We start from the raw sequence: 12,152 nt of genomic DNA, 5'->3' as shown, positions 1-12,152 counted from the left end.
CATCCCGCGGTTTGCTCATCGCATTCCCCAATGTCGACGACGCCGTCAGGGAATCACGAACCGCCCAAAAACGAAATCCCAAAACGCAGGAAAGCCAGGTCCCACACACCGCTTTCCTGCAAAATCGAATACTTTCTCAAGACCATTTTTTCTTATTTTTCAGGTCAATCCGCATTCTTCACGGACGACTGCTTAGTGAAGGCGAGCAGCGTGAGAGCGCGAACGTAGCCACCGCGCCCGCGGTCGCAACCATGATGCCGCCGATGGCCGGGCCTATGCAGCGCGCGGCATTGTAGCTGAGTTGAAGGCGCTGTTGCGCGCCGCGGCAGCGCGCACCATACCCGATCTCTGGCAAGCAATCGCCAGCGCTCTCTCAAACACTTCTCACCTGAGGAATGTCAAAAATTATCTCGTCGCAGCCGGTTACGACGCAACGTGATCGGAAAATGCTCCAGCAGCGGTGATCGGCGGCGAAAGTCGCCGAACAGTGTTAGGTCATTCTCGATGACAACTGAGAACTATGGTCTATATCCGAGCAACGTGGTGACGTGGCCTCGTTCCGTGAAGGGACCAGTTGCCGAATAGGTCAGTAACAACCGACGGATACGCGTCGTGAACTCGTCACGACGGGTCCCGAGAACACCTGGCGCACCCAAGGATATTGAGTGCAGATAGCCAAGAAGGTCATCAATATTCCAGTGATGCTCGTAATAGTGACGAAGCTCTGTGATTTCACTGAAATCGGAAGCGCGAAGAACGTCCCGGTCAGGTCGAACGGTTCCAGGACCTGCCGGCAAGGTTCCTCCCCAGAACTCTTTGATGTCGCTCAACATCGCAGTGCGCCATTCTCCAGGTTCAGAGCCATCCCGCTCCCGGTTGATGATCGCTACGCAACCATCCGGCTTGAGCATTTGGGCTAGCTTTGCCAACACCGTCTCTCGATCCATGTGAGGGAAAGAGCACGCAATCGTTGCGATATCAAATGACGACATTGATTCGTTTAGGTCTTCCGACCTCGACACTATAAATTCTATATTCCTCACTCCTGCGGCCTTCGCGATTCGTTTGGCTTCCTGGAGCATCTCGTCGCTTGGATCGACTGAAGCCACGTGCGCTATCGAGTGCGCCAGGCGAATTCCGATCAGCCCTGTGCCGGCACCAAGATCGAGGGCACGACTGCTGCTGGCAAGCCTACAAACCCGAAACAATGATCGGAAAATGTCTTCTGAATAAGGTTTCACGTGCCGTGCGTAGTAGGGCGCCGCGCCACGATACAGTTCACTCGCTACGATCATGCCTGCCTCCGTAGTCTGGTCATTTGTCCACGGGGCTGCTCAAAATGTGCGAGCGGCTAAACCTGCCGGCGAGGTGACGTCGAAGATGCTGATTGTCTGATAACCCTGCCGCGGGGTCGCCGCCCCTAGAGTCCTCGAAAGCTGCGCGCTCAGTGATCGCGCCGGCGTTCCAGCGAGGAAGGAAAGGTCGCGGCTCCAGCATATCTGAAAGCACGGCAGTACTGTAGGCGACCAGTCAGCGCGTCGATCAGCACTGTTGGAGAGCACAGATTCTGGTTGATGTTGCATGCCAAACTCTTCGCTAGTGAAGCTATTCAACCGATACTTGGCATGTTTCTCATGTAGATCAATCGCTAACACTGGTAGTTGACCGAGGGCTGGAGTGTCCCACCGATGTTGAGATAGGAGGAGCGCGGTTGCACGGGTCGAGCCTGCAAGCTCCAAGTGTCGAATCCGCGGAGGAAACGACGCCATGAAGAAGACTATCACGACATCGAAGCCGAACGCGACCGCGATGGTGGAAGCGCCCCCGCAAACTCAGTCGGGGAAAGCTTCGACCATTTCTGCCTGACGGCGGGCATCGCACGCTGGCGGGGATGATGGAAGAGGACGTCGAGCAGCTCTGTGGACTGCGCCACGGGCGGTTGAAGGAACGAGACGGCCAACGTGGGACGGAACGATGGGCCGCTTGGCTTTCCACGGCGGGATGGTCCCGGTCCGGCGACCGCGTATGCGCGGACGCGACGGTGTGCTCGCATTGCCGATCTGGGAGGCCGCCCGATCGGAGCTCGGCAAGTGGGCGACGAACCTGATGCTGCTGAACGTCTGGACCCGCAAGTTTTTGCCGCGCCATTCGCCTGCCTGAGGGCGATGTGCCGGTGGCACTTGGCGACAGCCGATCCAAATCGGCGGTGTCGCGTTCGTCGAGTTGTCGGCTGCGCGGATGGCTGAATGGATGCCGTCCGATCGGTCGCAACTCGGTCTGCTCGCCATCCAGACCGACGGGCTGCACATCCGCGAAGAACTGACGCTGGTCGCCGCGGTGGTGATCGATAGCGAGGGACGCAAGCACCAACTGGCTGTCGTGGAAGGCGTGACGGAGAACGCTGCGACTGTGCAAGCGACCGCCCAACAACCTGATCGGCCGAGGCCTCAATCCAGGAGGCAGTCGTGTCTTCATCGTTGGCGGAGCGAAGGCGCTGACGAAGACGATCCGCCGGAGCTTTGGGCCACACGCGCCGATCCGACGCTGTCAAATTCACAAGGCACGCTACATCATCGAACACCTGCCGAAGCATCTGCATGCACCGGTTCGCAGAGCGCTGCGCCAAGCCTGGCATATTGATGATGCGCATCGCGCAGAGCAATTGATCAGAAACCCAGCTTGTGGTTTGGTGAAGGAGATCCGCCTCAACGAAGAAACTCCTTCGCCTAGCCGCGCGTGTCAGTCTGACCTGCCGATACCGCAAGCAGCGAACGCGCACAAGAGTCCGCATCCGCTGGATCTCCGTGAAATTTGCGAACGCGCTAGACGACGTTCGCGGGCGGCGGCTCGATGACCTTGACACGTGCTACACTGCGCCGGCCGTCGATGCTGACGGGCACCTCGCCATCGATGGCTGCGCGATAGACGAGGCGAGGCTGGTCCCCGTAATCCTTGGCCGCGTAATGCATTGTGGCTCGGTTGTCCCAGATGGCGACATCGCCCTGCTTCCAGTTCCAGCGCAGAGTGTTTTCCGGCGCAGTAATATGAGACTCGAATAGATCGAATAGCCTCTGGCCGTCATATTTCGGCACGTCAACGAAGCGTTTCGTATACATGCCGAGCACCAGCGTGCGCTCGCCGGTCTCGGGGTGGACACGTACGAGGGGATGCTCGGTCTCGAACCTCGCTCTTGTAAGGATCTTCTCATAAAGCTTCTTATCGGCTTCGGTAGGGCGGGCAAATATGGCGAAATCGAACGCGTTGTTGTGAACAACCCAGAGGTCGTCGGCAAGTCGCTGCAGCGGCGGTGGCAAGTCGAGATATGCGGCCGCGGTGTTTGACCACACCGTGTCGCCGCCGGTTGGTGGGATCACAACGCCTCGCAGCACCATAATCTTGGGATAGGCATCCATGTAGGCCATATCGATATGCCAACAGTCAGTCCGGAGACCTCCGCGCACCGAATCTATCTCAACTACCGAAATCGTTCCCTTGATAGCACCCACCGTCGGAAGAGGCGGCACAGGCTTCCCCAAGCGACGAGCAAAGCGCTCTTGTTCTGCGTCGTCGAGATGCCCCTGCTCACGGAAGAAGATGACCTTGTACTCAAGCATCAGGGCATTGATCGCAGCGATGGTCTGGTCCGGCAAATCGCCCGACAGCTTGATATTCAGGATTTCAGCGCCGATGCGCCCCGCGCGTTTGACGACATCGGTACGCGGAATGACGTTATTGATCAAAGCCATTTCACTCATGGTCGCATTCTCCAACTTGCTTTTGCACCCGACAAAGCTATTCAGCTGTGACACCAAAGGCATTCGTGGCGTTGGTAACCGATCTGACCAACATGCAATTCGGCTATTGTGTGTCGCCTAAGCGTCTTCTCGAATTTCGCAGCGATGATTGACCTCAGAAACTGCATTCAGATTACGTGATCGCGCACTGAGTAGGAGCAGTTGCCTGCAATACCAGTAAGAGGACCAGAAAACGGAACCAACATTCCGGATAACTGAACCCCTCCTTGTACCTTTAATCGGGCTTCAAGGTGACGCCTCTCGCTCGCTCATGATCGATCGTTATGGCTTGCTCCATATTGCCTCCCGTTCACAGGTTGCCTCCTCTAGGTTGCCTCAGGTTGCCTCCTGTTCTTTGGTGGCTAGTGTTTCATGTCTCTATTGCCACTGCACCTACCTTTCCTGGTGGGCTGATCTCATCCCATGGAGGTCGACGACATCCAGCTGGAAAACAGTCTTGACGCCGATCTATGGACCACGCGCGCATTGCAGGAGGAGTCGACAAAAGGATGTAGCGGTCTGCGCCAATCTATCCGGCTCTAGCTTGAGGCTAGATGCATCCGCTGGTGCTCGTGATGCGGCTGTCCAGATGATCGATAACCTCGATTATCCTCCAGCATCAGTGCGGACCGCGCATCACCTCGAACAGGAGGCAGATCCATGGGACGGTCACGGGGCGGGCTGACCAGCAAGAACTATACGCTGATTGAACCCAATGGCCCTGTACGCCCCGCAGCGAGGCCACTACAATCGGCTTGGCTTTCCGATAAGAGGAATGGGTTGCGCAGACGCATTGCAACTGCGCATAGGAGATGGTACCGAGCAGGACAGAGCAAGCCCGAGCGCGCGATCTTGCGCGAATCTCCTGATCAAGTTCGGCGTTCTTGCATGAGGGTTCCATACCACCTAGGCAAAGGGTCTTTTGCCGCGTGTCTTTTTTGGGGGCGAAGCGCGTCACGAAAATTCAGCCAAGCAGCGTTTGCCCATACTTGGCGACGGCAACTTGGCGCTCTCTAACGTGCGCTTCGAACGAAATCGAATTGCCATCTTTCCAGAGGTCAACTGTAATGATCTCACCCGGGAACACCGGCGCAGAAAAGCGAACGCGATGACGACGGAAGGCAGAGGGGTCGTAGTCGGCATACGTCTGCAACACGGCCCTGCAGGTCAGTCCGTACGTGCACATGCCATGGAGAATGGGCTTTGGAAAACCGGCCCGATGCGCGAATTCCGGATCGCTATGCAAGGGATTTCGATCACCCGACAGACGATAGATCAACGCTTGGTCAGGCCGGATCTGGATATCAACTGATTTGTCCGGCACTCGGCGGGGTAATTGGTGCGGCTCGGGCATTCCCTCCGATGGCCCGCCAAAGCCGCCGTCGCCCCTAGCAAAGACTGAAGAAACGATCGTGACGATCTTCTCACCGTCGCCATCTTTAGCGACGACTTCGTTCTGAATGATAGCGCCTTTCTCCCTGCCCTTGTCGTACACGCCGCGCACGCGCGCATCCGCGGTAACGCTGGCCGCGACAGGGATAGACTTGTGAAATGTGATGTCGCGCTCGCCATCAAGGACCATGGCGCGGTTGAGGTTGATGATTCCGGGTCGCGCCCCCCAGACGCAGACCGAAGCAAAGGTCGGAACGACCTTCAGGGGCTTGGGTGTTGCAAATGCCTCGTTGACAAACTGCAGCTCTTTATCGTTCAGGGAATCGGATCCCATGCCGATACCAAGCGCGTAAAGCATCACCTCGCGATCGCTCCACGAATAGGGAGCGGCTTCGGTCTTGAGATTTAGTACTGCGGGATAGTCGATTGGCATCGGGTCCCTGTCGGTTGTCCCTTGGCGTCACGCCAGGGAGGAGCGCCGGCTCCCCTCAAACAAGATCTGGCTGGCTGCGCTCTCGCCCCTCTCCTTCACCATCTGCGAACGGCATCTCATGACCTCGGGCTTCGCGGGATGGGCGCCCGCGGACACCGCTTCTTTGCCTGAGGTGATGACGACCTCATTGAGCGCGGTCGTGATGTCTTCGAGCTCGTTAGCGAATTCATTAACGACCTGAGATGAGCGATACCAGATAGCCTGTCGTCTGAGATCGCGTGCCATGAGGCGCTCGCCGGCTTGGATGTGCGTGCCCGGAAAAACGAGACCCACATCGTCTTGCGCGTTCTGGAGCTCGACGACAGAGAACCCTGATGCTCGGCTGCTGGCGATGGCGTCCTCTGTCAAAGGAATGCATTCGCCCAGGCCAAAAACTGCGGCCAACGAGGATGAGATCTTCCCTCATGCTGCGCGCTTGTCTCTCTGCCTCTCCCGGAAATCAACCCGGGTTTGAAAGACGGACAGCATCGCTCGGTTTGCGCGGTTGAATGCACTCGGCGCTCAATCAATGTTGCCGCTTCTCGATAGCAACGCTCGTGCCAACACCGTTCAGATGCATTATGCTTCTGGTTACGCTGAGAGATTTGAAACCGCTGGCGGCGTCCCTGTGTTTTGGACCCGACACTCGTCGTACAGCTGTCAGAAGCCGAACAAGGATCAGCTGGCATTTGAACGAAACGCTGTCGCTTCGTGGCGATTGTCGCGGCGGCTGGCGGAACAGAACTTGTTAGCCGCTGACCTCGAGATCATTTGCTCACTGGTTCGGTCGGGTAGGCCTCGTGATCCGGTTCTTGTCCATCGGGTTGCAGATTTGCTCCACGCTCTCAGGCCCCACCTCGCGATGACTCCCTTGCCCTCCGCGAACCCTTCGCTGCCATCAGGCTGGCTAGGTGCGCTACACAAGCAATCTGACCGGTGTGGGCGCTGATATCGCGGAAGATGCCACGTCGACATCGGCGAGGGTGCCCGCGGGACGTCGATTTGCGCGAGGTCGTCCAGACGATCTTCTACATTTTGTCGATCGGCTGCCAATGGCGAGCTCTGCCGAGCGAGTTCCCGCAGTACTCGACGGTCCAAGGGTTGACACCAGCAGATGGTACAGGATCGTCAGGGCCCTGGTCCGGCAAGCGCGGCGGAAACTGGGCTCAAGCCGGGCCCCACGGCTGCCGTTATCGACAGCCAAACGGCTCCGGCGACGAAGGCCGGCGGGCCAGGGGGCCTCGTTCCTGGCAAGCGCCACATTGTCCCTAACACCAATGGTCTGCTGCTGGCAGTCCACGTTCATCCTGACAATGTTCTGTCCCGCTGCTGGAACACCTCAGAGAGCGCTTTCCAGGCTCCGGCACGTCTTTGCTGACCGGTTTTTTACCGCGGAAAACGGCTCGTCGACCCACTCACCCACAACGGGCCTTGGACAATCGATGTTGTCGAACGGCCGCTCGGGGGTCAAATCCCAGACGCTGAGTTGTCGAGCGCACCTTCGCTTGGTTTGGTTGGTGCCGACGCCTCACAAGAGACCTCGAAGGCTCCGCTGTCACCGAACGCGCTTGGCCATCTCAGGCTCCTGACCCGCCGTCTCGCCAGACTCCGAAAATGCTGCTCGCTTTTAGAGTCAGACGCTCGGAACGGCAACAAATGCGGATCGCAAAAAAGGATGTCCACGTCGTGGATTTCGCTGTGTGCAGTTTGCAGCATCATCGCGGTGCCTCCACCGAAGTTCCAATGGTCTATGATTGCTCCTTGAGAGTTAAAATCCGAGCTGATCTTAGCGGTTATTCGCTGCAAGCGAGTAGCGCTCACCGGAATAGCTGGAAAACTCCCTTGCGGAAGAAACGAGCTCCACCCCCGCTGATGGCTTCAGCTGAGGCGCCCTCGCGACCCGCCGATCATGTGGCACTCCTGACTAGCACGTAGCCAACGTCCGCCAGAACAAAGTTCCCTGCCCTTGCGTTCCAATTGAGCAGAACCAAAGTTACGGAATTTTCAATCTGCGATCTCGCCGAAGCCCGCCAAGTTAACCCGACTCACGATAGCGCCTATAGAAATATCGCAGCAAGCGTTCCAAGCGCGCCGAACGCCAGCCCGATCAGCGAACCGGTTGTCGGTACTTCCCGAAAGAGCAGAAACGTGAGAATCGGTTCTACCACCAAAATCGCTCCCACGGATATTGCGACAATTATCCAAATGTTCTTGAGATGCATGTAGCCGAGTGCGTATCCGCAGACGAGCAGGGTACCACCGATTGTTATCAGCAGGAACATCGGCAGGAGCGTTGTCAGATACTCGCCGGCCTTTCCAAACTGCTTTGAGGCGACCAACTCCGCGATTATCGAAAGGGTTTCCCCTACGAAAATTGCCCCTACCGCCACAAGCTTCGACATTGAGCTCATCGTGTGAGCGTACCGAAAAGGAAGGATGAAAGGTACCCCCAATCTTCATCATCGATTCGGTTTCTGGGCTGCCTTTGGCAGCTGGAACCGCGATGACATGAAAACGCGATCGCATTGCTCGCCCACGCACCGCAACCGGTAACGCGGGGATGTTCGATCCAGTGGTCGATGCTTGAGAGCGCAATTATGCGTGGACAGCGGATTGATCGGGGCATCACTGCGCTCGAAGTTCTTAACGAGGGCTTTGGCCATCGCGCCATTCCAGACGGGATACCGAGCCTATGGTTTAGGGCGGCGGCGATCATAGAGTACGATTGGTAGCGAAAAAGCAGACCCCTTGTCGGTCGACCGTCACATGGTACATCCCGCAAACCGCTGCTCAACAAAATGCACCATCATAACTCTGATCATCTCGCTGGAGATTCCAGCTGTTGTGCTCACCCAGCTGACGACCGCGCGATGAAGGTTACGCGCATGAAGGCCAAGGCACAGTCTCACCACGCTAGCATGGTGAACTCCAATTCATCCGCGTACCAGCGCTCGTTGGGAGCGGCATGTGAGGAGGTCCCGTCTTGAGCACGAACGGCGCGCTGCTCCAATATGCTCCCTGGTCAAACGCCGTTCATCTTAGCTAGCCGGTGGCTCGCTTGGCGTCAAAACTCTGGCCGACAAGAGCTGCTCGCCCCTTATGCCAATTGACGCTCGGGGCTCATGAACTCGGCCGCTTCCCATTGATCACCCCTTCGCGCAATGCGCGATCGAGTGGCCAAAGACCTCGAATCCATCGAACCCTCGACGCATGGCTTCTTCGGCGTTCTCATGGACCCTGGTGATTGAAATCAGAGAGCCGCCCATCGTGGTCGGCGCAGCGAAGGACCTCACGAGCAAACGCGAATCCGGCTTGACGACTGGCAGCCTCCTGGGGCCATTTGCTTAAACCGTTCACCATCGCAAGTCCCTGCTGGGTATAGTCCGGGAGACGGTCGGCGCAACGAACGACCTCACTCACGATTACGACTGTGGCTTGGCGGCATGCAGGATCTTCCGGCCACTTGCTGAAACCATCACCAGGATCGTTAGATCCTACTCGGTAAACTGACAAAGCTGAGCGACACGACAAAGAATCTCATTCGCGACTGCGACTATTGCTTGGCGAGACGTAGTCTCTTCTGGCCGCTTGCCGAAGCCGCTCACGAAGTTCGTCAGATCCTGCGGAGCAACATCGCCGACTTGATCGCAACCGCGAAGGACCTCACGACCAATTGCGATTGCGGCCGCCGACACGAAGACTCTTGCGGCCATTTGCTAAACCCGTTCACCAGATTTGCAAGTCCCTGCTGCGTCAGAGAGCCGGTCGGCGGAGCGAACGAGTTCAGCCGCGATCACCATCGTGGCTTGACAACAGACAGCGTCTCCCGGCCACTTGCTGAAACCGTCCACCAGGTTCGAGAGATCCTGCTCAGCAAACTGAGAGAGCCGGGAGACACGACAAAGTACCTCGTTCGCGATCGCGCCTATGGCTTGACGAGACGCGGTCTCCTCCGGCCACTTGCTAAAGCCGTTCACCAGCTTCGCCAAGTCGTGCGGATTAAAGCAAACAATGTGATCCCCGCGGCTAAGAACCTGACGGGCGATCGCGATCGCGGCTTTATGACAAGGGGGCTCTTCCGGCCACCTGCTGAAACCATTCAGCAAGTTCGCGAGTTCTTGCGGCACAAAACGAGACAGTTGGCCGTCGCGGCTTAAAACCTCGCCGGCGATTGCAACTGTGGCTTGACGACAATCTTTCTGTTCCGGCGATTTTCTGAACCCGTTCACGAGGGCCGCCAGCCCCTGCGGAACAAATTCAGAGAGTCCGATGTCGGCGCGATCAGCGCGGCGCCGAACTTCACCGGCAACAGCGACTATCGCCTTGCACGCCCTCTCCTCCCCGTCCCACCTGCTGAACCCGTTCACCAGCGTCGATAATCCTTGCGGAGAAAAATCAGAGAGCCGCGCGCGGCGGCACCCGCGGCGAATGACCTCATTCGCTATTGAGGCCGCGGCCTTGCGAGAGGTCGGTTCTTGGGGCCACTTGCTGAAACCATTCATCAGCAACGACAGATGCTGGCTGTTCAGCCGTTGAACTGTTCCGCGTTCATCCAGGAAAAATTCGGCGATTCTGATCGTTCCGCCACGACATTCGGCGATCCAGGAGCGCCGACCGAACGATGATGCCAAGAGCGAAAGCGCCTTGACTTCCATTTTCCTTATCAGATCGTTATCCAGCCTCGATACTCGAGCCGCCAACGCCTTGCAGGCTTCGATGCCTGGTTGACCTGCGACCTCCCAACTTACCGCGTTGCATGTCTTGGCGTACCCCCACGATTGTCCGGCACGAATGTCTTCCTCAAAGCTTGCCACAAACCTAAGTTGGAAATCCGCGGCAGCCTTTTGTAGGAACATTGCGCGATCCGCGACTATCCGCAATTGCTTGCCATGCTTGACCACTGCGGTCGAGAAGTCGTTGATGTGGCAAGCAGAATAAATCTCGCTTAGGGCTGCATTAAGCCTCAACGCACAATCCTTTCCGAGGTGCACCGCCGGTGCTTTGCGCGGTTGCATCTGGTCGTTATCTCGGTCCTGCCCCAGACTAGACATTGACAGCCTCCACAGCGCGAGAGCAGTGGTTGAGAGCTTTTGGCGTTTTCGACCCTCTTGTTGCCTGGCTCCCGCGCAGGTCCAACACGAGCAAATTCGATTCCAACTCCGTCACCACGCATCCCGGCGCCACATCCCCGCACTTAACATCATGAGAATGCGCGCGGCCCATGCACCGGGATATCCTCATCTTCCAGGCGACTGCGTCGCAACAAACTAATCCATTCGCAGGAGCTCTCTTGATTTGCCTGTTAGTCATCGACGCTCGCGTGCGAGCCATAGCTTACGTCACCGCTTTGCCAAGTCTACGACCTGACGCTACGTGCGATTCAAGCCATCAATAGTGATTCATATTCGAACGGCGAGATTTCATCCCAACGGTCGGTCTTTTGCCGAGGCTCGCTCGTATGTTCGCAAACCATTGGAGCCATCATTTGTGGCTGCTAATCGTTCCGCTCTTTCATCGTCATTGCATCCTACCTGCTGACGACTGGTAGTGAAAGCTGTCGACCAAACGCTTTGATGACGCCTCAACGAGTCACTTGTCCCTCGTTCCGCCATGTTCGCATCCAAAGCAGACCCCTGCCGCTGGCGCATTTCGCGTCGGCGCGAGAGCGAGTGTCTAAGGGGAATTCCATGGTGAAGCCAGTTGTGATTGTGGTCGGCGCGGACAAGGGTGGCGTTGGAAAGACGACGGTATCGCGAACGCTTCTCGACTACTTCAGCAACAATACCGTGCAGACACGCGCTTTCGACACGGAGTCACCGCGGGGAACGTTGAAGCGCTTTCACCCTGACATCACCGAGATCGTCGACATGACGACGACCGCGGATCAGATGAAGATTTTCGACACCTTAAATTCTGGGCTGTCCGTCACGGTGATCGATGCTCGCGCTGGTTTGCTCTCCTCAGCGTTGGGTTCCTTGCGCGACATCGGATTTTTGGATGCCGCGCGGTCCGGCCAAATCACATTTGCCGTGTTCCATATCCTGGGGCCTTCCATCGCCTCGCTGGACGAGATCGCCGAGACCGCCGACTTCATGAGCGGCGCGAAATACTTCCTGGTGAAGAACTTCATCAACGACACCCAGTTCTTCCAGTGGGACCAGTCGACCTACAACTCCTATTTCCATCGCATCAAGTATGCGACCGAGCTGACCATACCCAAGCTTGACGCGATGGCCTATGAGCAGGTCGAAGTCGCCTCCGTGCCCTTCGTCGACTTCGTCGCAAACAAGGGCCGACGCGATGAGCCGGCGAACTACTCCTTCGTGCTGCGCGGCTATGTCCGTCACTGGCTCGCAAATGTCTGGAGCGAATATGACCGCATCAACTTGACCGAATTGACCGGCACCAAATCGGTGACCCGCGGCGGCGAACACTAGCCGCGTACTCGGCGAGCGACGGGCTGAGCCCACGTACGAAACTCGATTGATTCTGCG

The 12,152-nt window shown here is 57.4% G+C and carries 8 protein-coding genes and 3 pseudogenes; 4 read left to right on the top strand and 7 right to left on the bottom strand.

All coding sequences use genetic code 11. The features are described 5' to 3' along the window. Window positions 1-178: 178 nt before the first annotated feature. Window positions 179-355, bottom strand: a complete 177-nt coding sequence (locus FBZ93_RS42020; RefSeq protein WP_146991762.1) for an MFS transporter — start codon at window positions 353-355, stop codon at window positions 179-181. Between FBZ93_RS42020 and FBZ93_RS42015 the strand changes: the two are divergent. Continuing rightward, window positions 296-439 (top strand): annotated as a pseudogene (locus FBZ93_RS42015) (IS630 family transposase); the annotation flags it as partial. The gene FBZ93_RS42020 and the pseudogene FBZ93_RS42015 overlap by 60 nt on opposite strands. 79 nt (window positions 440-518) lie before the next feature. Here FBZ93_RS42015 and FBZ93_RS33960 read toward each other — a convergent pair. Next, complete coding sequence (locus FBZ93_RS33960; protein ID WP_146991761.1) at window positions 519-1,295, bottom strand: class I SAM-dependent methyltransferase; 777 nt, start codon at window positions 1,293-1,295, stop codon at window positions 519-521. Between the two features lie 492 nt (window positions 1,296-1,787). On the opposite strand from FBZ93_RS33960, the pseudogene FBZ93_RS41505 reads away from it, so the two are divergent. Further along, window positions 1,788-2,698 (top strand): annotated as a pseudogene (locus FBZ93_RS41505) (transposase); the annotation flags it as partial. Window positions 2,699-2,822: 124 nt separating this feature from the next. Here FBZ93_RS41505 and FBZ93_RS33950 read toward each other — a convergent pair. The 3 genes from FBZ93_RS33950 to FBZ93_RS33940 all read right to left on the bottom strand — a co-directional run bounded on the left by FBZ93_RS33950 (window position 2,823) and on the right by FBZ93_RS33940 (window position 6,063). Next, complete coding sequence (locus tag FBZ93_RS33950) at window positions 2,823-3,755, bottom strand: TauD/TfdA dioxygenase family protein (protein WP_146991760.1); 933 nt, start codon at window positions 3,753-3,755, stop codon at window positions 2,823-2,825. A 1,003-nt stretch (window positions 3,756-4,758) separates the two neighbouring features. Further along, entirely contained in the window at window positions 4,759-5,619 is an 861-nt protein-coding gene (locus FBZ93_RS33945; protein ID WP_146991759.1) for a MaoC/PaaZ C-terminal domain-containing protein, read from the bottom strand. A gap of 27 nt (window positions 5,620-5,646) precedes the next feature. Beyond that, window positions 5,647-6,063: a hypothetical protein gene (locus FBZ93_RS33940; RefSeq protein WP_146991758.1), complete on the bottom strand. Its 417-nt coding sequence runs from the start codon at window positions 6,061-6,063 to the stop codon at window positions 5,647-5,649. A gap of 534 nt (window positions 6,064-6,597) precedes the next feature. Here FBZ93_RS33940 and FBZ93_RS33935 point away from each other — a divergent pair. Beyond that, a pseudogene (locus FBZ93_RS33935) lies at window positions 6,598-7,267 on the top strand (transposase); the annotation flags it as partial. A gap of 448 nt (window positions 7,268-7,715) precedes the next feature. On the opposite strand, the gene FBZ93_RS33930 reads toward FBZ93_RS33935, so the two are convergent. After that, window positions 7,716-8,060, bottom strand: a complete 345-nt coding sequence (locus FBZ93_RS33930; protein WP_246667760.1) for a hypothetical protein — start codon at window positions 8,058-8,060, stop codon at window positions 7,716-7,718. Between the two features lie 1,314 nt (window positions 8,061-9,374). Then, entirely contained in the window at window positions 9,375-10,709 is a 1,335-nt protein-coding gene (locus tag FBZ93_RS33925; protein WP_146991756.1) for a hypothetical protein, read from the bottom strand. Window positions 10,710-11,345: 636 nt separating this feature from the next. On the opposite strand from FBZ93_RS33925, the gene FBZ93_RS33920 reads away from it, so the two are divergent. Beyond that, entirely contained in the window at window positions 11,346-12,095 is a 750-nt protein-coding gene (locus FBZ93_RS33920) for a hypothetical protein (protein ID WP_146991782.1), read from the top strand. Window positions 12,096-12,152 lie beyond the last annotated feature (57 nt).

It is taken from the genome of Bradyrhizobium macuxiense, from assembly GCF_007993935.1.
Taxonomy (GTDB): Bacteria; Pseudomonadota; Alphaproteobacteria; order Rhizobiales; family Xanthobacteraceae; genus Bradyrhizobium; species Bradyrhizobium macuxiense_A.
The sequence above is the reverse complement of the archived record's forward strand: the minus strand, read 5'-3'. Positions and strand labels throughout refer to the sequence as shown.